The sequence below is a fragment of the Erwinia sp. QL-Z3 genome (assembly GCF_004551645.1).
GTDB lineage: Bacteria > Pseudomonadota > Gammaproteobacteria > Enterobacterales > Enterobacteriaceae > Erwinia > Erwinia billingiae.
On the sequence record NZ_CP037950.1, the window covers coordinates 20175 to 43385 of the forward strand.

The following is a 23211-nucleotide window of genomic DNA, read 5'->3' on the forward strand; positions in this document are numbered from 1 at the left end:
CGTGCAGTATTTTCTGACAAATAAGCGTGCATCAACACGGTTTTTTGCTGTTTTTTCGTTCAAAAGCGCACTGGTCAGCGCAAATAGCTGAGTTATGCTAGCGTTGCAACACCGTCTGTAAGGAGAAAATCAGACCATGGCCCCGACAAATACCCCACCTTCTGTTAATGGCATTCACTATTTTTCGCAGGGCTGGAAGTTGATCCGCTTGCCGGGCATCCGCCGCTTTGTGATTGTGCCATTGGCGATCAACGTCCTGCTAATGGGCGGTGCTTTTATCTGGCTGTTCTGGCAACTTGGCCAGTGGCTCCCGGCCCTGATGGCTAAAGTTCCCGACTGGCTGCAATGGCTAAGCTATTTGCTCTGGCCGCTGACCGTTATTTCAATCGTATTGGTGTTCAGTTATTTCTTCTCCACCATTGCCAACTGGATAGCCGCGCCGTTCTGTGGCCTGTTGGCCGAGCAGCTTGAAGCCAGATTAACGGGCAAGCCGCTGCCAGACAGTGGCTGGGCCGGTCTGGTGAAAGATCTTCCGCGCATCATGAAACGCGAATGGCAAAAGCTGGCCTACTACCTGCCCCGCGCGATTGTGCTGTTGATCCTTTACTTTGTGCCGGGCTTTGGCCAGACCGTTGCGCCGGTGCTGTGGTTCCTGTTTAGCGCCTGGATGCTGTCGATTCAGTACTGTGACTACCCGTTCGATAACCATAAAGTCAGCTTCCAGCAGATGCGCATGGCATTGCGGCAAAACAAAACCGACAACATGCAGTTTGGCGCGCTGGTCAGCCTGTTCACCATGGTCCCTATTCTGAATTTGGCGATCATGCCGGTGGCGGTTTGTGGCGCGACAGCGATGTGGGTTGACCGCTATCGCACGACGCTCGGGCGAGTGGCGTAGGGCCTTATGCCATTTCCATTGCCCTTATTTCTGCATAACATATATATATACGATTTCTTCACTTCCTTGAGAAACTGAAGCGGGTATGCTTTCTGCGTTCCCAATTTTTCATACAGTTAAGGACGGGCTATGAGTAAGATTTATGAAGACAACTCTTTAACAATCGGTCATACACCGTTGGTTCGTCTGAACCGCATCGGTAACGGTCGCATTCTGGTAAAAGTGGAATCCCGTAACCCGAGCTTCAGCATAAAATGCCGTATCGGTGCCAATATGATTTGGGACGCAGAGAAACGTGGCATTCTGAAGCCAGGTGTTGAACTGGTTGAACCAACCAGCGGTAACACCGGTATCGCACTGGCCTATGTTGCCGCTGCGCGCGGTTACAAGCTGACGCTGACCATGCCGGAAACGATGAGCGTTGAGCGCCGCAAGCTGCTTAAAGCGCTGGGTGCCAACCTGATCCTGACCGAAGGCGCAAAAGGCATGAAAGGTGCCATCGCCAAAGCGGAAGAAGTGGTTGCCAGCAATCCAGACAAATTCGTGCTGTTGCAGCAGTTCAGCAACCCAGCCAACCCAGAAATCCACGAAAAAACCACCGGTCCTGAAATCTGGGAAGACACCGATGGCAACGTGGCTGTGTTTATCGCTGGTGTCGGTACCGGCGGAACGCTGACCGGCGTTAGCCGTTATCTGAAAAATACCAAAGGCAAAAAGGATTTGATCACCGTTGCAGTAGAGCCAACGGATTCTCCGGTTATCGCTCAGGCGTTAGCAGGCGAAGAGATCAAGCCAGGCCCGCACAAAATCCAGGGTATCGGTGCCGGGTTTATCCCAGGCAATCTCGACCTGAACCTGATTGACCGCGTGGTGGCGATCACCAACGAAGAATCCATTTCTACTGCCCGTCGTCTGATGGAAGAAGAAGGGATTCTGGCCGGCATCTCTTCCGGTGCGGCGGTTGCTGCAGCACTGAAGCTGCAGGAAGAAGAAGCCTTCGCCAATAAGACCATCGTGGTGATTTTGCCGTCCTCCGGCGAACGCTATTTGAGTACTGCGCTGTTTGCCGATCTCTTCACCGAGAAAGAATTGCAGCAGTAACGCTGCAGCAGGCGGATTTGTCTAAAAAAGCACCCAAACGGGTGCTTTTTTGTGGAGCACATCAAAGTTTTGCCATCCTGCAGATTGCTTTTACCCGTCAGTGTCTGGTATCTAAGCTGCCATTATTTCGATCCACAAAATTAATCGCCGCGTGAGATGGATCAAGCTGAATCGATTTACTGGTTTGGCGCTACGGCACAATTCGCGGCATAATGGGAACAGGTTAGTGATGGCGCGTAACAGGTTTTACTCCGCCTCCACCCTACCCTTAAACAGCGCATTTTTTGGCGCGTCTTTGTACGCAGGCTAGCGCGACACATCCAGGCTAAAGTCCGGTCACCAGGCTAGACTTTAGGTCGATAACATCAAACAAAATAAGTTGGGGAAAAAGCATGTTCCAGCAAGAAGTTACCATCACCGCACCTAACGGCCTTCATACCCGCCCTGCTGCACAGTTCGTGAAAGAAGCGAAAGCTTTTGCATCAGACATCACCGTGACCTCTAACGGCAAATCAGCCAGCGCGAAAAGCCTGTTCAAGCTGCAGACTCTGGGCCTGACTCAGGGAACTGTGGTGATGCTGTCTGCTGAAGGTGAAGACGAGCAGAAAGCGGTTGAGCATCTGGTCAAGCTGATGGCAGAGCTCGAATAAGCGCCTCTTCTCACGCTGAGCCAGTAAAATTAGTGCAAACATATTGATCGCGGACAGCATGTCCGCGTTGTTGCTTTCGTAAAGTACGTTTCTGTGCAAACCGGGAGCAGCCAGCGTGTTACGCTGTCGCCTACATAGAGGCTGGCTCGCTGAGGTGATTGACCCACAGATTTTGGGTTGTTCGCCCCGGGTGATTACTAGTAATTAAAAAGGTAGGGTTATGATTTCAGGTATTTTAGCATCACCGGGTATCGCTTTTGGCAAAGCGCTTCTGCTGAAAGAAGATGAGATAGTCATCAACCGGAAAAAAATTGCTGCCGACCAGGTTGAGCAAGAAGTTCAGCGTTTTCTCGACGGTCGCACCAAGGCTGCAAGCCAGCTGGAAGCGATCCGCATCAAAGCCGGCGAATCGCTGGGTGAAGAGAAAGCGGCCATCTTCGAAGGGCATATTATGCTGCTGGAAGATGAAGAGCTGGAACAGGAAATCATAGCCCTGATTAAAGACGATCTGTCTTCTGCCGACGCGGCTGCTCACTCTGTGATTGAAGGCCAGGCGAAAGCGTTAGAAGAGCTGGATGATGAATACCTGAAAGAGCGTGCGGCTGACGTGCGCGACATCGGTAAGCGTCTGTTGCAGAACATTCTGGGTCTGCACATCGTCGATCTCAGCGCCATTGCTGATGAAGTGCTGCTGGTTGCCAAGGATCTGACGCCGTCAGAGACCGCACAGCTGAACCTCGACAAGGTGCTGGGCTTTATTACCGATCTGGGTGGCCGTACCTCGCACACCTCGATTATGGCGCGTTCCCTTGAGATCCCTGCCATCGTCGGTACCGGCAATGTCACCACTCAGGTGAAGAACGACGACTATCTGATTCTGGACGGCGTAAACAACCAGATTTACGTCAATCCAACCGCAGAAAAAATTGAAGAGCTGAAGGCGATTCACGCGCAGTACGTGGGCGAGAAAAACGACCTGGCGAAGCTGAAAGATCTGCCGGCGATTACGCTTGATGGCCATCAGGTTGAAGTCTGTGCCAACATCGGTACCGTGCGCGACGTCGCCGGCGCTGAGCGTAACGGCGCAGAAGGTGTCGGCCTGTACCGTACCGAATTCCTGTTTATGGACCGTGACTCCCTGCCTACCGAAGAAGAGCAGTTCCAGGCTTATAAAGCCGTGGCTGAAGCGATGGGCTCGCAGGCAGTGATCGTGCGCACCATGGACATCGGCGGCGATAAAGATCTGCCGTACATGAACCTGCCAAAAGAAGACAACCCATTCCTCGGCTGGCGCGCCATCCGTATCGCGATGGACCGTCCGGAAATCCTGCATGCTCAGCTGCGCGCTATCCTGCGTGCTTCCGCTTTCGGCAAGCTGCGCATCATGTTCCCGATGATCATTTCGGTCGAAGAAGTTCGCACCCTGAAAGGCGAGCTGGAAACGCTGAAAGCGCAGCTGCGCGAAGAAGGCAAAGCCTTTGATGAGACCATTGAAGTGGGCATTATGGTGGAAACACCGGCTTCAGCGGCAATTGCGCATCATCTGGCTAAAGAAGTTGATTTCTTCAGTATTGGTACCAACGACCTGACGCAGTACACGCTGGCGGTTGACCGTGGTAACGATCTGATCTCGCATCTGTACAACCCGATGACCCCTTCCGTACTGACACTTATCAAGCAAGTTATTGATGCGTCTCATGCTGAAGGCAAATGGACAGGGATGTGTGGTGAGCTGGCTGGCGATGAACGTGCTACACTGTTGTTATTGGGAATGGGGCTGGACGAATTCAGCATGAGTGCCATTTCTATCCCACGCATCAAGAAAATTATTCGTAATACGAATTTTGAAGATGCGAAGGCATTAGCAGAGCAGGCTATGGCTCAACCGACAGCGGATGAGTTGATGAACCTGGTTAACAAGTTCATTGAAGAAAAAACACTCTGCTAAGATGTGTAGACGCTGGCCCAATATTACTGCTTAGGAGAAGATCATGGGTTTGTTTTCAAAACTTTTTGGCGATAAGTCAGATACCGCATCTGGAGCCATTGAGATCGTAGCGCCACTGTCTGGTGAAATCGTCAATATCGAAGACGTACCGGACGTAGTGTTTGCGGAGAAAATTGTTGGCGACGGTATCGCTATCAAACCTACTGGCAATAAAATGGTTGCGCCGGTTGATGGCACCATCGGTAAAATTTTCGAAACCAATCATGCATTTTCCATCGAGTCAGACAACGGCATCGAGCTGTTCGTCCACTTCGGAATTGATACGGTTGAACTGAAGGGTGAAGGCTTCAAGCGCATCGCTGAAGAAGGCCAGAAAGTGAAAAAAGGCGACGTCGTTATCGAGTTCGACCTGGCACTTTTGGAAGAAAAAGCGAAATCAACGCTGACGCCGGTCGTCATCTCCAACATGGATGAGATCAAAGAGCTGGTTAAACTGACAGGTTCTGTGGTCGTGGGTGAAACACCTGTGATCCGTATCCGTAAGTAATCGGTTTTGCGTCTGAAACAGAGCCCCCTGAGCTGTCAGGGGGCTTTTTTTATGGCTGTTTGCCGCGTCGGATGGGGAACGAAGAGCGAAATATCTCGCTGACCTCAGGATGCTGCCAGCTTCGCTCCGGATAGGTTTGCTGCAACTCGGTCAGCTGAATGCCCGCCTGGTGATGCAGCCGATCGAGATCAAAACCCGGCTTAACCAGCTGTCGGTCCCACAACACCTTCTCTCCTGCCACAATCACGCCCTGCACATCGCGGCCGTTGCCGTTAATCACCAACGCGGTGATCGGATCAAAAACCTGCCCCATCGCCGGTTCATCCAGATCGAACAGCACAATATCCGCCTGCGCGCCCGCAGCCAGTCGCCCTAAATCCTCTCTGCCAAGGGCTTTGGCACCGCCCAGCGTCGCCATACGGTAATACCCGGCCGCGCTGGCTGCAGCGCTGTCCGACGCCACCACGCGGCTCAGAATAGTGCCGAGATGCATATTGCTGATCATATCGGGCGGGAAGGTATCGGTGCCAAGCGCAAGGTTTACGCCCTTCTCACGCAGCTCGTCGAAGGATTCGAGATATTTACCGTGCCGCCCTGACACCAGCGGACAGGAAATCAGCGTGGCCTGCGACGCCGCCAGCCGCGCGATGTCTGCGGAGATCTTCACGCTGTCAGGCTGAGGACCACCTAAAAACTGCCCATGCGGTAACAGCATATGGCGATTGAGCAGCGAGAAATCCTCCAGCACTTCCAGCGAGCTCTTGCCTGCAAAGCGGGAAGCCACCTCATTGACCTCCAGCTGGCTTTGGCAACAGTGCAGGCGTGTCGGACAGCGCAGCGCGTTAACAGCCTGTGAGAGACCGTTAAACAGCGCGGGCGTGCCACCTTCAATTCGATCCGGTGCCAGCATACCTTTAACCGTTGCGCAGTTCCGCGCCGACAGCCGGTCGACAAACGCCACCGCCTGCTCAAGTCCGTGCAGACCTTTGGCTTCATCCAGCCGCAGAGTAATGCTACCGTCGGCTTCCACTACGTGGTAGCCAGCCATAAAGGCCGGACCAAGATAAGCGCGGATGCCCAGCGATTCCGCCACGTCAGCGGCGTAGCAGTATTCATCAAAGGTTTCTGCCCACTCGCGATAGAGGATTGAGGTGATGGGAAGTGCGGTGGTAATGCCGTTGCGTAACAGCTGGCTGTAAGCATAGCGTTTACTGAAGTCGAGCTGGTCCCGGCTGTACAGGTCGCGCCGGACCCAGTCGGCGGCGACAACCCGGCCCTTACGCCAGCCGGGCTGGTTATCAAATCCCAGCACGGTAGTATCGACATCGCCCAGCGCGTCCAGGTCGATAAAACCGGGCCCCACCAGCGCATTTCCGGCCTCAATCTCATCCTCAACCTCGCCCGGATAACCATGGCCGACAAAAAGTATCTGCGCGCCCTGCCAGACCACTTCGCCATCCTGAAAAAGCTGATGATCGCCGTTTTCATAGCCAACCACCCAGCGCGCCCGGATGCGGCTGACTTTCTCCCGGATGTCGGTCAAAACAGGCACTCCCCGTTGCGGGCAATCACCACGCCCTGTTTGATCACGGTGCGTCCCGACGGCGGGCAGGCGATCGCTTCCGCCATCGCGCGGGCCGGCACCAGCACCATATCCGCCCGACAGCCAACGTTCAGACCGTAATTTTCCAGCCGCATCACCTCCGCGCCGCCTTCGGTAACGGTTCGCGCAGCCTTGAGGATTTCACTGTCCTTGCGCCAGCGGTAGCGTAAGCCCATCAGCATCGCGCGCTGCAACATATCGCCGTTGCCATAGGGGTTCCAGGTATCGCGCACGCCGTCATTCCCGGCGCAGACCCGCACGCCTGCGGCACGCAGCAGATCGAACGGCGGAACGGCGACGTTAGTGGGTGCGGTGGTGGCGATGGCGATGTCCAGCTCGGCAAGCTGGTCGGCAAAGCGTTTCTGCGCGTCGGCATCGACCATCCCGAGGCAGAAAGCGTGACTGATGGTCACCTTGCCGGCTAAACCGTATTCCCGCGTGCGGTTGATGATCAGCTCGGTGCTGAACGCCCCCAGTTCGCCCAGCTCGTGCAGGTGAATGTCCACGCCTTTGCCGTATTTCGTCGCCAGGCGGAAAATGATATCGAGGTGTTTAACCGGATCCTTTTCATACGAGCAGGGATCCAGTCCGCCAATCAGATCGGCCCCCATCTGCAGCGCTTTTTCCAGCAGTGCTTCCGTTCCCGGACTGCGCAAAATCCCGCTCTGCGGGAAGGCGACGGTTTCAATATCCACCTGTCCACGCAGCTTTTCTTTGGTGGCCAGCACGCCAGTAAGGTTATTCAGCCCGCATTCGTTATCGATGTCGATATGGCTGCGGATAAACGCGGTGCCGTGGCTGATGCACTCACGGGCTATCCGCTCCGATTGCAGCTGAATATCCGGCTGCTGATTGCGGCGATAGTCCCGTTCGTTGGCGATAATCGCCGTCAGATCCCGCGGCACATCGTTGTGATACCAGTCGCGTCCCCAGACGCTTTTATCAATGTGCGCGTGCCCATCCACCAGGCCTGGGAACAGCTGGTAGCCGCGGCCATCAATCACCGTACAGTCAGCGGTCGGTGCGGGCAACGTCGCGGCTCTGGCCACGATTTTACCCTGCTCCAGCAGCCAGTCTTCGGGTTGATGATGGTCAAATGCCGTCGCCTGCTTAATCAATAAGGTCATAAGGTTGCTGCTCCTGTGATAAGGGATTGCTGAGGCGGTAACGCCAGCTCGGGGAAATGGCATTCCACCTGATGGCTGGCCGAGCGGGAATGGATTTTGGGCGCTTCACTGCGGCATTTCGCCGTGGCGTGCGGACAACGCGGGTGGAAGGCACAGCCGGTGGGCGGATTTAAGGGGCTGGGAACCTCGCCGGTTAATGCGCTGCGTTCGCGGGTGTTGCCCGCAAGATTGGGGATGGCGGCCATCAGCAGACGGGTATAAGGGTGCGCCGGATGGCTGAAAATCTCCTCGACGGTGCCGGTCTCAACGATGCGCCCCAGATACATCACGCCCACGCGGTCGGAGAAGTGCGAAATCACCGACATATTATGGCTGATAAAAAAGTAGGTCAGCCCCAGCTCGCGCTGAAGCTTGCGCATCAGGTTCAGCACCTGCGCCTGCACCGACACATCCAGCGCCGAGGTGGGCTCATCACAGATCAAAAATCGCGGCTGGGTTGCCAGCGCCCGGGCGATAGAAATTCGCTGCCGCTGCCCGCCTGAAAACTGGTGCGGATATTTCTCCATATCGGCCGCCGTCAGCCCCACCTGCTCCAGCAGAGCAATACATTGCTGCCGCGCCTGACGGTAGTGCCCTACCCGCTTTTGCAGGCACAGAGGCTCGGCAATAATCCGCTCGATTCGCCAGCGGGGATTCAGGCTGGCGTAGGGATCCTGAAAAATCATCTGAATGCCGCTGGCAGAAGGTGCCGCCTGTGGATCTAACGTTTGCCCGGCAAAAGCGATCTCGCCCGCTTCCGGCTGATAAAGCCCGGCCAGCGCGCGCGCCACCGTCGATTTACCGCAGCCGGATTCGCCAACCAGGCTGAAGGTTTCGCCCTGACGAATATCGAAGCTGATGCCGCGCACTGCCTGCAGCCGCGGCGGCTTACCTTTGCTGAACAGGCTGCGCTGACCGACCCGAAAACTGATATGCAGATCCTTGACCGACAGCACCACGCGTGGAGACGAAACGGGTTTCATAGCGGACTCCCAGGCAGGTTAAGACAGGCGACGCTTGATGAGCCGACAGTCAGCAAGGCGGGCTCCTGTTGACGACAGTGAGCCGTACAGTGCGTGCAGCGCGGATGGAAGGTACAGCCCGACGGCAGTTGCGTCAGACGCGGCATCGCGCCTTCAATCTGGGTGAGAAATTCCTGGCGTTGATGCATCGACGGTATAGACGCCATCAACCCCTGGGTATAGGGATGACGTGGATGGTGAATGACGTCGGCAACCGGCCCAATCTCCACCAGTCTGCCAGCGTACATCACCGCTACCCGATCGCAAATTTCGGCGATTACCCCCATATCATGGGTAATCAGCATTACGGCGGTTTGGTGCTGTTTGCATAACCGCCGCAGCAGCGCCAGCACCTGTGCCTGCACCGATACATCCAGCGCCGTGGTCGGTTCATCGGCGATCACCAGCTGCGGATCGACGCACAGCGCCAGCGCGATAACGATGCGCTGACGCAACCCACCCGAAAGCTGATGCGGGTACTGGTCCATACGCATTTCCGGGCTGCTGATGCCGACTTCGGTCATCAAATCAATCGCCCGCTGGCGACACGCCGACGCGGAAAGCTTGAGATGGGTGGCAATGGTTTCGGTCAGCTGGTCGCCGATGGTCAACACCGGGTTCAGGCTGGTCAGCGGATCCTGGAAGATGCAACCAATCGCTTTGCCACGCAGCTTGCGGCGGGGTTCCTCTTTCAGGTTATCAATGCGTTGGTGATTAAAGCGGATTTCGCCACCGCTGATGCGGCCCGGCAGGGTCAGCAATCCGCTGATCGCCGCGCCGGTCAGCGATTTCCCCGCACCGGATTCGCCAACGATGCCGAGGATTTCCCCCGGCTTCAGCGAGAAGCTGACCTCATGCAGCGCCTGCACATCGCCTTTACGGTGCAGGAATTCCACCGAAAGTTGCTTCACTTCCAGCAACGGTTCAATTTCAATCGCGTCAGGATTCATCATTCTTTTCTCACTTAGCGCAGACGCGGGTTAAGCACATCGCGCAGCCAGTCGCCCAGCACGTTAAACGCCAGCGACAGCGTCACCAATACCAGCGCCGGGAATAACACCACCCACCACTGACCCGAGAATAAAAACTGATTGCCTTCGTTGATCAGCGTGCCCAGCGAAGGTTGATCCGGCGGCATGCCGACGCCGAGGAACGAGAGCGTGGCTTCAGTGAGGATCGCCATCCCAAGATGCAGGGTCGCCAGCACCGACAGCGGGCTGATGACGTTCGGCAGGATATGGGCAAACATGATATGCAGGGTGCCGCCACCGCTGACGCGGGACGCCTGGACATACTCTTTCTGCTTCTCCAGCAGCGTCAGGCTTCTGATGGTGCGGGCATACTGCATCCAGCCGGTCAGGGTAATCGCCAGCACAATCACCGGCATCGCCACCGCACCGTACATCTCTTTCGGCACCAGCCCTCGCGCCACGCCGCTGATCAACAGTGAAAACATGATGGTGGGAATACTTAACATCGCGTCGGCAAGCCGCATGATCAGCGTGTCCACCCAGCCGCCGAGATATCCGCTGATCACCCCGAGCAGCGTGCCTACCACCAGCGAGCAGCCCACGCTGATCACCCCAACCGTTAAGGAGATGCTTAAGCCGTAAAGAATTAAGGAGAGCACATCCCGGCCCTGCACATCCGTTCCCAGCCAGAAGCGCGCATCGCCGGCCTCCAGCCAGGCCGGCGGCAGTTCTGAATCCATCAGATCGAAGCTGGAACTGTCAAAAATCGCGTGCGGTGCCAGCCAGTGGCTGAACAACGCCGCCAGCAGCAGCACCAGCGTCCAGATAAAGGCCAGCACCACCGGCTTTGAGCGCCAGAACAGCCAAAGAAAATCACTGTCCCGCCAGGCCGAAAGGCGCTGACGTAACCGGGTCAGGCTCCCGCTGGGCGCGGCTACGGCCGGATTTTGTGGCATTTTCATTATTCCGCCCTCACTGTTTTTTCATTCGTGGATCGATCAGGAAATAGAGCAGATCGACCGTGGTATTAATAACGATAAAAATCAGTGCGATAAAAATCAGATAGGCCGAAATCACCGGGATATCGACGTAGTTAATCGCCTGAATAAACAGCAGACCCATGCCTGGCCACTGGAACACAGTTTCGGTGACGATGGCGAAGGCGATCAGCCCGCCGATTTGCAGGCCGATAATGGTCACCACCGGCAGCAGCGCATTACGCAGCGCGTGATGGAACCAGATGCTGCGGGACTTCAGCCCTCGCGCCCGGGCGAACTTGATGTAATCGGTGCCCATCACCTCCAGCATTTGCGTTCTAACCAGGCGGATAATCAGGGTGATCATAAACAGCGACAGCGATATCGCCGGCAGGATCACCGAGCGCCAGCCGCTCAGGCTTAACAGGCCGGTACTCCAGAAGCCCAGATGCACCGTGTCACCGCGCCCGCTGGAAGGGAACCAGCCCAGCCACACCGAGAAGATGATGATCAGCAGGATGCCGGTCAGAAAGCTGGGTAACGAGATGCCGATTAACGACAGGCCCTGGATCAGGCCGGGCATCACCCGGTTCTTGCTGATAGCCGACCAGACGCCCAACGGAAATCCCACCATCAGCGACAGCACCACCGCCACAAACACCAGCTCCAGCGTGGCGGGCAGGCGTTCCATAATCAGATGGAACACATCGACCTGGTTGTAATAGGAGATGCCGAAATCGCCGTGCAGGATGCGCTGCATAAAGTGCAGAAACTGCGTCAGCATCGGATCGCTCAATCCTAACGAATTTCTCAGCTGCATCCGTTCCGCCTGGGTGGCGCTTTCCGGCAGCATGTTATTCACCGGATCGCCCAGATACTGGAACATCGAGAAGGCGATAAACGCCACCACCACCATCAGACACAGCGCCTGAATCAACTTCTTAATCAGAAAGAGAGGCATAGGTCATCTGTCCGTTCAGAGGGTTACTTAACGCTGCTGTACCACAGGCGCACCACGTTGTCCGGGCTCTGCTTGATGGCGATATTTTTCTTCGCCACCCACACCACCGGCTCGAAATGCATCGGCATAAACGGCAGGTCTGCCTGCGCCAGGTTGATCTCCTGACGCAGCATTTCGGTTCGTTTCGCGCTGTCCAGCTCCGGGATAGACTGCTCGATCAGCTTATCGACGGCGGGATTCGAGTAGCGCGGCACGTTGAACATGCCGTAGCCGCTGCCGTCATTGGTATGCAGCAGCTGCACGGAAATGCTGTAGGCATCCATAATCGGCAGGTTCGCCCAGCCCAGCACGCCAATATCGGTTTTGCCGTTATCGGTGATCTGGTTGTAAACGCTGTTGGTATGCATGGTCAGCGTGGTTTTGACGCCGATTTTTGCCCAGTAGCTCTGCACCGCCTGGCACCACTGCGGCGCGTTCATATACATCCCTTCCGGGCAGTCAAATGCCAGTGAAAAGCCTTTGCCGTAACCCGCTTCGGCCAGCAACGCTTTGGCTTTTTCCGGGTTGTAGTCCAGCGTGATGGCGCTGGCCGCGTCATAGCCAGGAATGGCCGGTGCCAGATAGGTATTGGCGACGCTGGTCATTTTGCGCATGATTTTTTGCACGATGGCCTCGCGGTTCACCGCCATCATCAGGGCCTGCCGCACGCGCAGATCTTTCAGCGGGTTTTTGCCGTCGACGTTGCCGGCATTCAGGGTGTCGCGCAGGTTAAAGGTGAGGAAGTCGACGCGCAGCGAGGGACTGATCAGGGTTTGCAGCGTCCGATCCTGATTCAGCCGGGCGATATCCTGCAACGGCACGCTGGTCACCAAATCGTATTCGCCCGCCAGAATGCCGGAGAGACGCGTGGCGTCGGCGGTGATCGGTTTGAAAATAATGCGGTCAATGTTGGTTTGCGAATGCGCCTTGTTCCACCAGTTGGGGTTACGCACCAGCACCATCTGCGCTTCACGCTGGCGACTTTGCAGCATAAAGGGTCCGGTGCCGTTGGTGTTATTGGTGGCGAAGCCTTCGGTTCCCTGGCTCATGCTGGTCGGGGACAGCGCGTTATGCTGTGCCATCCACTCCTTGTCCATCATCATCACGCCGCTCAGTTCATTCAGCGCGATACCGCTTTTCTCTTTCAGATGAATATCGACGGTGTACTTGTCGACGGCCACCGCATCTTTGATGGTGGAGGCGTTGGCACGGATGCCGGAAGCCGGATCGGTGACGCGCGCAATGGACGCCACCACATCGGCCGAATCAAAGTCATCACCGTTCTGGAACTTAACGCCCTGACGCAGGGTAAAGCGCAGCGTGGTGTCGTTAACATATTCCCAGCCTGTCGCCAGCGTCGGCTGCAGCTTCAGTTCGTTATCGCGCTGCAATAACGCCTCATAGATATGGTTCTGGAAGGTCAACGCCGTGGTAGAGGCATAGGCGTAAGGGTCCAGCGTGGGAATATCTGCGGCAACGGCCCAACGTACGACGTTTTCAGCCTTTGCCCACGGAGAAGCAATCAGACCCAACAACAGTGTAACCATGACTTTTTTCATTTTTCCGCCTGGAGGTAACAGTGAAAGAAGAGGCACCTTAAACAAATAGCAACAAACCCTTTAATTGCTAGCAATCATTGCTAGCATTAACTGTGCCAGATCTCAGAAAAGAAAAAATAAGCTGATAACACGGGAGATTAGGCGGAGGGGAGAAAAAGCATTGCGGGTTGAGTTGCCCAAAAATGGAACAAAAAAAGCAGAAAAACACACCGTATTGGTGCAAAGCGGCAGGAGCGGAGGCGATCCGCTCCTGCGGGGATCAGGACGTGCGGCCGATTTCTGGCGTCAGGATCCATTCAGCGCTGTCGTTCAGCACGTCCATATGGGTGATTTTACCTTCACGCACTTCGTAACGGTCGACGTAGCGATTGCCGGCAAACTCGCGGCCATCGGGCCACTGGCCATACAGCGTGCCGGTCGCATAAACTACAACGTGATCGCCCCGATCCATCCAGTCGAACTGCCCCAACTGTTTTTTTACCCATTTATAGCGGGCACCGTTAAATGCCGTGATCGCCTGCGGATCGGGCATTTCGCGCCGTCCGGTGAAGGTGATTTTTACATCTTTGGTCATATAGGTGGCCGCCAGCACCGGGTCCGGTGCCATTGATGCCGCCAAAAAGTCTTTGACGAGATCAACCGCTGAACAATCGTTAGTCATGGTTCTCTCCAGTTTTACTTGAACAGGCATCAGGGGATTCCGTCAGCGCCATACCGGCGCTGGTCAGCCCGGATGGGGTGAGAAATAACAAAATGGCATCTAAATTGCTAGAGATAATTATAATATTGCTAGCAATTAAGGATTCACCATGAGTGCTGTTCAGTTTATTCATGCCCGGCTGGCCGACAGCGACCGGCTCCAAACCCTGTGGGTGCAAGACGGCCGCTTTATCTCCTCGCCTGTCGAGGCGCTCTCCGGCTGTTCCACCGTCGATTTAGGCGGCAACCTGGTGCTGCCGGGGCTGGTGGAAACCCATCTTCATCTGGATAAAGCCTGTATTTTGTCCCGCTGCCAGTTGCACAAGGGCACGCTCGGCGAAGCCATCGAACAAACCCGGCTGGCGAAAGCCACCTTTAGCGAAGAGGATGTCTATCAACGTGGGGCGAAAGTGCTGGAGCAGGCCATTTTGCAGGGCACCAGCTGGATCCGCACGCATATCGAAATCGATCCGCAGATTGGGCTCACCGGGTTTAAGGCGATCAAACGGCTGAAAGCGGATTATGCGTGGGCGATCGATCTCAGCCTGTGCATTTTCCCGCAGGAAGGCTTGCTGAACAATCCGGGCACCGAGGCGTTGCTGGAGGACGCGCTGGCTTCAGGTGCCGATCTGCTCGGCGGCTGCCCGTATACCGACAGCGATCCCTGCGGGCAGATTGACCGCCTGTTTGCGCTGGCCGCTCGCTGGCAGGTGGATCTCGATTTCCATCTGGACTTCGATCTGCAGGCCGACAGCAGCAACATAGACTATGTGATTGCCGCCACCGAACGCTGGCAGATGGCGGGCCGGGTCACGCTGGGCCATGCGACACGTCTCGCAGCCCTGGCTGAACCGCAGCTGATCGCGCTGGCACACCGGCTGGCGAAAGCGGGCGTGCAGATCACCGCCCTGCCTGCCACCGACCTGTTTCTCACTGGCCGTGACCAGTTTCAGCTGAAGCCGCGTGGCGTTGCGCCGCTGGCCACGCTCGATCGCTGCGGCGTGACCTGCTCACTCTCCAGCAACAATATTGGCAACCCGTTCACGCCATATGGCGATGCGTCGCTGGTGCGTCAGGCAAACCTGTTTGCCAACGTCACGCAGCTGGCCACGTCAGCAGAAATGCTGCGCTGCCTGGCGTGGGTTTCCAGCCAGTCGGCGAAAATGTTGCGGCTAAAAGACTATGGCTTAACGCCGGGATGTCAGGCTGATTTTGTGGTGTTTGCCAGCGCGCAGGCGTGTGAGGTCGTGAGGGAAATCGCGGTGCCGCTGATGGGCTTTAAGCGCGGGCGACAAACCTTTCATCGCCCGGCAGCGCAGTTACTCAGAGACTAGGAAGAGAGCGTCAACGCCTGGCGCAGGCTCAGGGAATCTGGCGAGGTGTCATTCAGATCCAGCTGCTGCTCCAGCTCATTAAGATGGGCAATCATAATCGCCTGCGCACGGGCCAGATCGCCCTCTTTCAGCGAGCTGACAATCGCGCTGTGCTCGTCGCACTGGCAGGATGGAATATCGTTACGCTGGTAAAGCGCCACAATCAGCGAGCTGCGCACCATCAGGTTGGCGAGAATTTCACTGAGCACCTGATTGCCACTGACTTTGCCTAACAGCAGATGAAACTGACTCAGCTCGCGGACAATTTCCCGGCGGTCATCAAGCTTAGTGGCATTCACTTCCGCCAGCTGCTGGGCTTCCAGCTCAGCCAGATGGGCAGCCATATTTTCAGGCGTGATGCAGGCAATGATGGCGCTTTCGATGGCGCGGCGGGCAGTAAAAATTTCACGGGCTTCACGGGCTTCTGGCTGCGCGACCATCGCGCCACGGTTGGGCTCAATGGTGACGATATGCTGCAGCGCCATGCGTTGCAGGGCCGACTGAACGTGGTTGCGGTTGGCATCCAGCACGTCCACAATTTGCGCTTCCACCAGTCGCGTTCCCGGCTTTAAACGATGCTGAGCGATGGCAATGGACAACGCTTCAACGATCCGCTGGACTTCCTGTTGCTTGCTGGTCGCAACTTTACTCATCCCTTACCTCATGAACGTGATTGCTAACGATTTAAGCCGACAATCATAGCACCGTGCGGCACAATTAAACCACCCAGTGTGGCAAACGTAACGTAAGTTCCAGCCCGCCGTTCTTGCCGTTGACTGCGCTGACCTCGCCCTGATGGGCCAGCAGCACTTTGCGTACGATCGACAGCCCCAGTCCGTAGCCTTTTCCCGACAGCGGCGAATTCACCCGCACAAAGGGATCGAAGATGCTGGAGAGCTTATCGGCATCCACGCCCGGCCCCTGATCGATCACGCTGATATTCAGCCAGCCCTGCTCCTGACGCAGATTGATCACCACCCGTTGTCCCTGCAATGAGTAGCGAAGCGCGTTACGCACCACGTTTTCCACCGCCGAACGGATCAGCTTGGCATCCCCTTTAACGGTGTAGTCGCCGCTCTTGTCGGCAAACAGCAGGATTTCCACACCGGGGATTTGCGCTTCATAGCGGGCATCGTTTGCCACCGCTTCCAGCAGGCCCAGTAAATCAAAGTACTGCTCGTCGGGCATGGCTTCATGTTCAGCCCGCGAGAGGGTCAGCAGTTCGCCAATCATCTTATCCAGACGACGCGCCTCTTCATCGATGCGATCCAGCGACTGGCCAACGGATTCCGGCGTCTGGCGGGCCAGTCCGGTTGCGAGCTGCAAACGTGCCAGCGGTGAGCGTAATTCATGGGAGACATCATGCAGCAGCTCTTCGCGCGCCTTCACCAGCACCGAAAGGCGCTCAACCATTGCATCGAAATCCTGCGCCACCACCGACAGCTCATCGTAACGACGTCGCATTACCGGGAACAGGCGCACCGAAAGATCGCCTTTGGAGACGCGGTCAAACCCGGCGCGCAGCTGGCGCATAGGTCGGGTCAGGTTCCATGCCAGTATCAGGCTGAAGAGTAAACCGCCGCCGCCGGCCAAAAATAGCATCGGCTCGGGGATATTGAGGAAGCTACGGCGCGGGCCGCCCATATGGCTGTCTTCGCGCAGGCCCTGCACATCGTAGCGCAGCTGATACTGCTGGCCGTCGGCACCGGTTACCCACTCAATCACTTCTTTAGGAAACTCACCCGGACGAAGGTCACGATTCAAATCGCCGCGCGGAATTTCCTGCGGCGGCTTTTGCATCACCTGCACCGAGAAGAAACGGCGGTCGCTGTCAGACCAGTCGGCCATCATATCATTCAGCGCGTCCATGCCGCCGCGCTGCAGGACCGACACCGCCGAGGTCATCTGCAGATTGACGATGCGCCGGGCCGCGAGGCTTTCCGGCGGCTCATGGTGCTTGCCGTAAAAGGAAAAGCTCAGCCACAGAAACTGGCTCATGATCAAAAAGGTCAGCCAGAAGCCCAGCAAAATTTTCCAGAACAACAGCCCGCGAAACCCTGCTTTCATCGGATACGGTAGCCAATGCTGCGCACGGTTTCGATGTTGATCGTCTCGTTAGTTAAGGCGGCCAGCTTCTGGCGGATGTTGCTGATATGCACGTCGACGCTGCGGTCATAGGCTTCGCGCGGGCGTCCAAGGCCTTTTTCAGACAGCTCGTCCTTCGAGACCACGCGGTCAGGAGAACGCAGCAGCAGATCGAGCAAGTTGAACTCCGAGGCCGTTAAATCAAACGCCTGTTTTTTCCATTCGCTGATGCGCGTGGCCGGATTCAGCGTCAGATCGCCCCAGGTTGCCAGCTCTTTGCTTTCGACAACCACCGGCTGCTCTTCAACGCGGCGCAGCACGGCGCGCAGTCGGGCGACCAGCTCGCGCGGATAGCAAGGTTTCGGCACGTAGTCATCGGCACCCATTTCCAGGCCAATCACCCGGTCAATGTTGTCGCCTTTGGCGGTCAGCATGATCACCGGCAGGCGGCAGTTCTGCCGGACCTGGCGCAGCACATCAATACCGCTCATATCGGGCAGCATAATGTCGAGGATCATCGCGTTGTACTCGCCAGACAGTGCGCCTTCCACGCCCGCTTTGCCGGTTAACACCAGCGAAGCGTCGAAGCCTTCAGCAATCAGGTACTGGCTGAGCATGGTGCCCAGCTCGAGGTCGTCGTCGACCAGTAAAATTTTCATACAGCATCTCTCAGTGAGTCAGCCGCTATATTCACCTGTCGGTGACTTAATAGCAGCCGGTTTTACCTAATCCTTACAGTGTATCAGCAGGAATTAGTAAACGCCGGTAGAGAGATAACGGTCGCCGCGATCGCAAACTATCGCCACCACGATACTGCCCGGCTGCTCCTCCGCAATGCGCAGTGCGCCGGCAACCGCACCGCCGGAACTGACGCCGCAGAAAATGCCTTCACGGCGGGCCAGCAAACGCATGGTTTGCTCAGCTTCGGCCTGCGCCATATCGATCACCCGATCTACCAGCTCCGGGCGATAAATGCCCGGCAAATAGGCCTCGGGCCAGCGACGGATACCGGGAATGCTGCTGCCTTCAGCGGGCTGCAAACCGATGATTTGCACGCTGTCGCTCTGCTCTTTCAGATAGCGACCCACGCCGGTAATGGTGCCGGTGGTGCCCATGCTGGAGACAAAATGGGTTAATCGTCCGGCAGACTGCTGCCAGATTTCCGGTGCGGTGGTGGTGTAATGTCCCAGCGGATTGTCCGGGTTGTTGAACTGATCGAGGACCTTGCCCTCGCCTCTGGCTTCCATCTCCTTCGCCAGATCGCGTGCGCCTTCCATCCCGAGAGTTTTGCTGACCAGAATCAGCTCGGCACCGTAAGCCTGCATCGCCATCTGGCGCTCCACGCTCATGTTCTCAGGCATCAACAGCTTCAGCGCATAGCCTTTCATCGCGGCGATCATCGCCAGCGCGATCCCGGTGTTGCCACTGGTGGCCTCGATCAGCACGTCGCCCGGCTGGATCTCACCGCGACGCTCGGCCCGATCGATCATCGAGAAAGCGGCACGATCCTTTACCGAACCTGCAGGATTATTGCCTTCCAGCTTCAACCAGATTTCGCTGCCGTTGGCAGGCGTCATGCGCTGAAGCTTGATCAGGGGCGTGTTGCCGATGGTATTTTCTAGTGTGGTCACTGTGCGATTCCTGGAAGGAGCCAGAAAAGCTGGCAAAAAAAAGGGTCAGGAAGACCTGACCCTGTTCGACTAGAAAATATCAGGCACTTTGCGCAAAGGCAACCTGTCGCAACGGCGTTTCACCTTTGTACAGGCGAGCCTGCTGCAGGCCTACAAACAGCTGCTCGCCGCGAACCGGCGCAGTCTGCGTCCCTTCCACCACCAGCGTAATCGGATCCAGTCCCCAGCCGACTGGCTGCGCAACCAGCTGCCAGTAGTGACCGCGCGGGCTGACTTCCAGCACCTGCACCGGTAACGGCGTTTCCAGGCTGCTGTGGCGGCTGACGTCGATTTCCCACGGACGCAGGAACAGCTCGACGCGGCCCTGATGCGCGGGCGTATAGCCCAACGGCCAGTGATGCGCGCCAACGTGGAACTGGGAACCATGCACTTCGGCTTCAAAGCGGTTCACTTCACCGAGGAACTCCAGCACAAACCGGGTAGCCGGATCGCGCCAGACGTCGTCCGGTGTGCCGACCTGTTCAATGTTGCCCTGGCTCATCACCACCACGCGATCGGCCACTTCCATCGCTTCTTCCTGGTCGTGGGTCACGAACACGCTGGTGAACTTCAATTCTTCATGCAGCTGACGCAACCAGCGGCGCAGCTCTTTACGTACCTGGGCATCCAGCGCACCGAACGGCTCATCAAGCAGCAGGATCTGCGGTTCAACCGCCAGCGCACGCGCCAGCGCCACACGCTGTTTCTGACCGCCCGAAAGCTGTGCCGGGAAGCGGGTAGCCAGATGGCTTAACTGCACCATCTCCAGCAGCTTGGTGACTTTCTGCTTAATCACCGCCGCAGAAGGACGTTCGCGGCGTGGCAGCACGGTCAGGCCGAAGGCGATGTTATCGAACACCGTCATATGGCGGAACAAGGCGTAATGCTGGAACACAAAGCCCACCTGGCGGTCGCGCGCGTGCAGCTGGGTGACGTCTTTGCCATTAAAGCTCAGACGGCCGCTGTTCTGGCTTTCCAGCCCGGCAATAATGCGCAGCAGCGTGGTTTTCCCTGAGCCAGAAGGCCCAAGCAATGCCACCATCTGACCGGAAGGGATATCCAGTGAAATATCGTTCAGGACCTTAGTACGGCCGAAAGATTTGTTAATTTTGCTGATATCAATGCTCATGGTTCCCCTCCTGTTGCAAACGCTTGTTCTGGTGTTCTAAACGCCATTGCAGCGCGCTCTTCAGAAACAGTGTGACTATCGCCATCAGGGTTAACAGCCCGGCCGCCGTAAAGGCCCCGACGGTGTTGTAATCCTGATGCAGTAATTCAACTTGTAATGGCAGCGTGTAGGTCTCGCCGCGAATCGATCCCGATACCACCGAGACCGCACCGAATTCGCCAATCGCACGGGCATTGGTCAGTACCAGACCGTACAACAGCGCCCAGCGGATATTGGGCAGGGTCACCCGCCAGAACATTTTCCAGCCTGACGCGCCTAACAACACCGCCGCTTCATCTTCATTGCTGCCCTGACTCAACATCACCGGCACCAGCTCACGGACTACAAACGGACAGGTCACAAAGATGGTCACCATCGCCATCCCCGGCCAGGAGAACATCAGCTGGATATTGTGCGCGTCCAGCCAGCCGCCTGCCGGGCCGTTGACGCCCCAGAACAGCAGATACATCAGCCCCGCCACCACCGGCGACACGGCAAAAGGAATATCGAACAGGGTCAACAGCAGCTGGCGGCCGGGGAAATCAAAGCGCGTAACCAGCCAGGCCAGCAGCGTCCCGAACACCAGATTGACCGGCACGGTAATCAGCGCCATCAGGACGGTCAGCCAGATTGAGTGCAGCATGTCGCCATCTTTCAGGTTGCTGAACGACGCCATAAGGCCGTTGGAGAAGGCGCTGGTAAAAATCGCCACCATCGGCACCACCAGCAGCCCAAAGGAGATCAGCATACCCAGCGCAATCAGGATCCATTTACCCCAGTTGATGCGGCTGCGGCTGGCCCCTTTCAATTCGGTGATATCAGCCATTAATGACCTCCAATACGACGGCCAAAGCGGCTCTGTAAGGTGTTAATCGCGAACAGCAGCAGCAGCGATGCCGCGAGGATCACTGACGCAATGGCGCTGGCGGCAGGATAATCAAACTCCTGCAAACGGACGAAAATCATCAGCGAGGTCACTTCGGTTTTCCAGGCAATGTTGCCGGCAATAAAGATCACCGCACCAAACTCGCCCAGGCTGCGGGTAAAGGACAAGGCGGTGCCGGCCAGCAATGCCGGCGCCACTTCAGGCAGCACCACGCGACGGAAGCTCTGCCACGGCGTGGCGCCCAGCGTTTCGGCCGCTTCTTCGTATTCCGGGCCCAGTTCTTCAAGCACCGGCTGAACGGTACGCACCACAAACGGAATGCTGGTAAACGCCATGGCGACGGCAATGCCCAGCCAGGTGTAAGACACTTTAATGTCGAACTGCGCCAGCCATTGACCATACCAGCCGTTGACCGAGAACAGGCCCGCCAGCGTCAAGCCCGCCACCGCCGTCGGTAAAGCAAACGGCAGATCCATTAAGCCATCCAGCAGCGTGCGGCCAGGAAAACGATAGCGGGTGAGGATCCACGCCATCAGCATGCCGAACACGGCATTGAACAGCGAGGCCACGCCGGCTGAAATCAGGGTAACTTTGTAGGCGGCCATCACCTGTGGGTTGGTCACGACTTCCCAATACTGAGACAGCGTCATTTGCGACAGCTGCATCAGCAGTGCGCTGATCGGCAACAGCAGGATCAGGCAGGTGAAGAACAGGCTGCTACCTAGGCTGATACCAAAGCCTGGCAGCACGCGCTTACTTTTAGTGGCAAACATTACTGATGTCCTGCGGCTAACAATTTGTCCAGCTCACCACCGCTGGCGAACTGGGTTTTCATTACCTGGTCCCAGCTGCCGAAGGCCTCTTCCACGCGGAAAAGGTCAACCGCCGGGAAACGCTCTTTCTGCTGCGCCATCAGCTCAGGATTGTTCACGCGGTAGTAATACTGCGTGATAATTTTCTGCGCCGCTGGCGTGTAGAGATAGCCCAGGTAGGCTTTAGCGGCTTTGCCAGTGTTATTGGCATCGACGTTTTTATCGACCCAGGTCACCGGGAACTCCGCCTGGATATTGGTTTTCGGCACCACCACTTCGTAGCCATCTTTGGCGTACTGGTTGCGGATATTGTTCACTTCGGACTCGAAGCTGATCAGCACATCGCCCTGCCCACGCTCAACAAAGGTGGTGGTGGCACCGCGACCGCCGGTATCAAAGACCTCGACGTTTTTCAGGAACTGAGTCATAAACTGCTCGGTTTTAGCCCGATCTTTACCGTCCGCTTTATCGGCGGCACCCCAGGCAGCCAGGTAGGTGTAACGCCCGTTGCCTGACGTTTTTGGATTGGGGAACACCAGCTTCACATCAGTTTTCACCAGATCATCCCAACTGTGGATGTTCTTGGGGTTGCCCTTGCGCACGAGGAACGCCATGGTCGAATAGAACGGTGAGCTGTTATTGGGGAAACGTTTTTGCCAGTCGGCCGGGATCAGATTGCCGCGATCGTGCAAAATCTGCACGTCGGTTACCTGGTTGTAGGTCACCACATCGGCTTTCAGACCCTGCAAAATGGCCAGCGCCTGCTTGGATGAGCCGGCGTGTGACTGTCTGATAGTCAGCTTGTCACCGTTATTTTGCTCGGCCCACTGTTTTTCAAAAGGCGCATTCAGGGCGACAAACAGCTCGCGCGAGACGTCGTAGGAGCTGTTCAACAGCTCGGTAGCCTGAGCGGACCCGGCTAACAGCAACGAGAAAGCGGCACTGCTCATTATTTTTTTAACCGTCGGTAACGTCATTATGCACCCTGGGAAACAGTCGGCTCGCGCCCTGAAGTATCCTCAGTTTATTTATAACCACACTAAAAGCAGTAACGATTTCATATACCGTTTGGTGAT

At 56.6% G+C, this 23211-nt stretch carries 22 protein-coding genes; 6 read left to right on the forward strand and 16 right to left on the reverse strand.

Annotation, left to right across the window (positions count from 1 at the left end; genetic code table 11):
• The first annotated feature begins 136 nt into the window (after positions 1 to 136).
• The 5 genes from cysZ (at position 137) to crr (ending at position 5144) form a co-directional block, all read left to right on the forward strand.
• Positions 137 to 898 carry a sulfate transporter CysZ gene (cysZ, locus tag E2F51_RS00840; protein ID WP_013203288.1) on the forward strand — a complete coding sequence of 254 codons (762 nt, stop codon included), beginning with the start codon at positions 137 to 139 and terminating at the stop codon, positions 896 to 898.
• A gap of 129 nt (positions 899 to 1027) precedes the next feature.
• The gene (gene cysK / locus E2F51_RS00845; RefSeq protein ID WP_134822514.1) at positions 1028 to 1999 is read left to right on the forward strand and encodes a cysteine synthase A; all 972 of its coding nucleotides are present in this window, start codon (positions 1028 to 1030) and stop codon (positions 1997 to 1999) included.
• A 392-nt stretch (positions 2000 to 2391) separates the two neighbouring features.
• A complete protein-coding gene (gene ptsH, locus E2F51_RS00855) occupies positions 2392 to 2649 on the forward strand; it encodes a phosphocarrier protein Hpr (protein WP_013203290.1) in 258 nt (85 codons plus the stop codon).
• Between the two features lie 220 nt (positions 2650 to 2869).
• Positions 2870 to 4597 carry a phosphoenolpyruvate-protein phosphotransferase PtsI gene (ptsI, locus tag E2F51_RS00860; RefSeq protein WP_134822515.1) on the forward strand — a complete coding sequence of 576 codons (1728 nt, stop codon included), beginning with the start codon at positions 2870 to 2872 and terminating at the stop codon, positions 4595 to 4597.
• A 43-nt stretch (positions 4598 to 4640) separates the two neighbouring features.
• Positions 4641 to 5144 (forward strand): PTS glucose transporter subunit IIA, encoded by a 504-nt coding sequence (gene crr / locus E2F51_RS00865; protein WP_053144436.1) that lies wholly within the window; start codon positions 4641 to 4643, stop codon positions 5142 to 5144.
• 49 nt (positions 5145 to 5193) lie between these two features.
• On the opposite strand, the gene E2F51_RS00870 is transcribed toward crr, so the two are convergent.
• The 8 genes from E2F51_RS00870 to E2F51_RS00905 form a co-directional block, all read right to left on the reverse strand.
• Positions 5194 to 6687 (reverse strand): amidohydrolase family protein, encoded by a 1494-nt coding sequence (locus E2F51_RS00870; RefSeq protein ID WP_245174162.1) that lies wholly within the window; start codon positions 6685 to 6687, stop codon positions 5194 to 5196.
• Positions 6684 to 7874, reverse strand: coding sequence for an amidohydrolase family protein (locus E2F51_RS00875; RefSeq protein ID WP_134822516.1), 1191 nt, complete (start codon positions 7872 to 7874; stop codon positions 6684 to 6686). Before E2F51_RS00875 ends, E2F51_RS00870 begins: the two co-directional genes overlap by 4 nt.
• Positions 7871 to 8896, reverse strand: a complete 1026-nt coding sequence (locus E2F51_RS00880; protein WP_106381730.1) for an ABC transporter ATP-binding protein — start codon at positions 8894 to 8896, stop codon at positions 7871 to 7873. Before E2F51_RS00880 ends, E2F51_RS00875 begins: the two co-directional genes overlap by 4 nt.
• Positions 8893 to 9885, reverse strand: a complete 993-nt coding sequence (locus tag E2F51_RS00885; RefSeq protein WP_013203296.1) for an ABC transporter ATP-binding protein — start codon at positions 9883 to 9885, stop codon at positions 8893 to 8895. The genes E2F51_RS00880 and E2F51_RS00885 overlap by 4 nt, the downstream gene beginning before the upstream one ends.
• A gap of 14 nt (positions 9886 to 9899) precedes the next feature.
• Entirely contained in the window at positions 9900 to 10868 is a 969-nt protein-coding gene (locus E2F51_RS00890) for an ABC transporter permease (RefSeq protein ID WP_134822517.1), read from the reverse strand.
• Positions 10869 to 10878: 10 nt separating this feature from the next.
• Positions 10879 to 11844: an ABC transporter permease gene (locus E2F51_RS00895; RefSeq protein WP_134822518.1), complete on the reverse strand. Its 966-nt coding sequence runs from the start codon at positions 11842 to 11844 to the stop codon at positions 10879 to 10881.
• Between the two features lie 23 nt (positions 11845 to 11867).
• A complete protein-coding gene (locus E2F51_RS00900; protein WP_134822519.1) occupies positions 11868 to 13442 on the reverse strand; it encodes an ABC transporter substrate-binding protein in 1575 nt (524 codons plus the stop codon).
• A gap of 259 nt (positions 13443 to 13701) precedes the next feature.
• The gene (locus tag E2F51_RS00905) at positions 13702 to 14103 is read right to left on the reverse strand and encodes a nuclear transport factor 2 family protein (protein WP_134822520.1); all 402 of its coding nucleotides are present in this window, start codon (positions 14101 to 14103) and stop codon (positions 13702 to 13704) included.
• Between the two features lie 148 nt (positions 14104 to 14251).
• Here E2F51_RS00905 and E2F51_RS00910 point away from each other — a divergent pair, with 148 nt between their 5' ends.
• Positions 14252 to 15475: an amidohydrolase family protein gene (locus tag E2F51_RS00910; RefSeq protein ID WP_134822521.1), complete on the forward strand. Its 1224-nt coding sequence runs from the start codon at positions 14252 to 14254 to the stop codon at positions 15473 to 15475.
• Here E2F51_RS00910 and E2F51_RS00915 read toward each other — a convergent pair.
• The 8 genes from E2F51_RS00915 to E2F51_RS00950 form a co-directional block, all read right to left on the reverse strand.
• Entirely contained in the window at positions 15472 to 16167 is a 696-nt protein-coding gene (locus tag E2F51_RS00915; RefSeq protein ID WP_013203302.1) for a GntR family transcriptional regulator, read from the reverse strand. The genes E2F51_RS00910 and E2F51_RS00915 overlap by 4 nt on opposite strands.
• A 64-nt stretch (positions 16168 to 16231) precedes the next feature.
• Entirely contained in the window at positions 16232 to 17581 is a 1350-nt protein-coding gene (locus E2F51_RS00920) for an ATP-binding protein (protein ID WP_013203303.1), read from the reverse strand.
• On the reverse strand, positions 17578 to 18258 hold the full coding sequence (locus E2F51_RS00925; RefSeq protein WP_013203304.1) for a response regulator transcription factor: 681 nt from the start codon (positions 18256 to 18258) through the stop codon (positions 17578 to 17580). Before E2F51_RS00925 ends, E2F51_RS00920 begins: the two co-directional genes overlap by 4 nt.
• A 93-nt stretch (positions 18259 to 18351) precedes the next feature.
• A complete protein-coding gene (cysM, locus tag E2F51_RS00930; RefSeq protein ID WP_134822522.1) occupies positions 18352 to 19230 on the reverse strand; it encodes a cysteine synthase CysM in 879 nt (292 codons plus the stop codon).
• 79 nt (positions 19231 to 19309) lie between these two features.
• Complete coding sequence (cysA, locus tag E2F51_RS00935; protein ID WP_134822523.1) at positions 19310 to 20398, reverse strand: sulfate/thiosulfate ABC transporter ATP-binding protein CysA; 1089 nt, start codon at positions 20396 to 20398, stop codon at positions 19310 to 19312.
• Positions 20388 to 21263, reverse strand: coding sequence for a sulfate/thiosulfate ABC transporter permease CysW (gene cysW, locus E2F51_RS00940; RefSeq protein ID WP_013203307.1), 876 nt, complete (start codon positions 21261 to 21263; stop codon positions 20388 to 20390). The genes cysA and cysW overlap by 11 nt, the downstream gene beginning before the upstream one ends.
• A complete protein-coding gene (gene cysT / locus E2F51_RS00945; protein WP_013203308.1) occupies positions 21263 to 22096 on the reverse strand; it encodes a sulfate/thiosulfate ABC transporter permease CysT in 834 nt (277 codons plus the stop codon). The genes cysW and cysT overlap by 1 nt, the downstream gene beginning before the upstream one ends.
• A complete protein-coding gene (locus tag E2F51_RS00950; protein ID WP_134822524.1) occupies positions 22096 to 23112 on the reverse strand; it encodes a sulfate ABC transporter substrate-binding protein in 1017 nt (338 codons plus the stop codon). The genes cysT and E2F51_RS00950 overlap by 1 nt, the downstream gene beginning before the upstream one ends.
• Between the last annotated feature and the right edge of the window lie 99 nt (positions 23113 to 23211).

Excerpts from the sequence above, each read along its gene's own strand:
- cysK (WP_134822514.1), top strand. The coding sequence starts at position 1,028 with ATGAGTAAGATTTATGAAGACAACTCTTTAACAATCGGTCATACACCG.
- ptsH (WP_013203290.1), top strand. The coding sequence starts at position 2,392 with ATGTTCCAGCAAGAAGTTACCATCACCGCACCTAACGGCCTTCATACC.
- E2F51_RS00895 (WP_134822518.1), bottom strand. The coding sequence starts at position 11,844 with ATGCCTCTCTTTCTGATTAAGAAGTTGATTCAGGCGCTGTGTCTGATG.
- E2F51_RS00910 (WP_134822521.1), top strand. The coding sequence starts at position 14,252 with ATGAGTGCTGTTCAGTTTATTCATGCCCGGCTGGCCGACAGCGACCGG.
- cysZ (WP_013203288.1), top strand. The coding sequence starts at position 137 with ATGGCCCCGACAAATACCCCACCTTCTGTTAATGGCATTCACTATTTT.
- E2F51_RS00915 (WP_013203302.1), bottom strand. The coding sequence starts at position 16,167 with ATGAGTAAAGTTGCGACCAGCAAGCAACAGGAAGTCCAGCGGATCGTT.
- cysT (WP_013203308.1), bottom strand. The coding sequence starts at position 22,096 with ATGTTTGCCACTAAAAGTAAGCGCGTGCTGCCAGGCTTTGGTATCAGC.
- E2F51_RS00890 (WP_134822517.1), bottom strand. The coding sequence starts at position 10,868 with ATGAAAATGCCACAAAATCCGGCCGTAGCCGCGCCCAGCGGGAGCCTG.
- cysW (WP_013203307.1), bottom strand. The coding sequence starts at position 21,263 with ATGGCTGATATCACCGAATTGAAAGGGGCCAGCCGCAGCCGCATCAAC.
- E2F51_RS00900 (WP_134822519.1), bottom strand. The coding sequence starts at position 13,442 with ATGAAAAAAGTCATGGTTACACTGTTGTTGGGTCTGATTGCTTCTCCG.
- crr (WP_053144436.1), top strand. The coding sequence starts at position 4,641 with ATGGGTTTGTTTTCAAAACTTTTTGGCGATAAGTCAGATACCGCATCT.
- ptsI (WP_134822515.1), top strand. The coding sequence starts at position 2,870 with ATGATTTCAGGTATTTTAGCATCACCGGGTATCGCTTTTGGCAAAGCG.
- E2F51_RS00925 (WP_013203304.1), bottom strand. The coding sequence starts at position 18,258 with ATGAAAATTTTACTGGTCGACGACGACCTCGAGCTGGGCACCATGCTC.
- E2F51_RS00875 (WP_134822516.1), bottom strand. The coding sequence starts at position 7,874 with ATGACCTTATTGATTAAGCAGGCGACGGCATTTGACCATCATCAACCC.
- E2F51_RS00885 (WP_013203296.1), bottom strand. The coding sequence starts at position 9,885 with ATGAATCCTGACGCGATTGAAATTGAACCGTTGCTGGAAGTGAAGCAA.
- E2F51_RS00905 (WP_134822520.1), bottom strand. The coding sequence starts at position 14,103 with ATGACTAACGATTGTTCAGCGGTTGATCTCGTCAAAGACTTTTTGGCG.
- E2F51_RS00950 (WP_134822524.1), bottom strand. The coding sequence starts at position 23,112 with ATGACGTTACCGACGGTTAAAAAAATAATGAGCAGTGCCGCTTTCTCG.
- E2F51_RS00880 (WP_106381730.1), bottom strand. The coding sequence starts at position 8,896 with ATGAAACCCGTTTCGTCTCCACGCGTGGTGCTGTCGGTCAAGGATCTG.
- cysA (WP_134822523.1), bottom strand. The coding sequence starts at position 20,398 with ATGAGCATTGATATCAGCAAAATTAACAAATCTTTCGGCCGTACTAAG.
- E2F51_RS00920 (WP_013203303.1), bottom strand. The coding sequence starts at position 17,581 with ATGAAAGCAGGGTTTCGCGGGCTGTTGTTCTGGAAAATTTTGCTGGGC.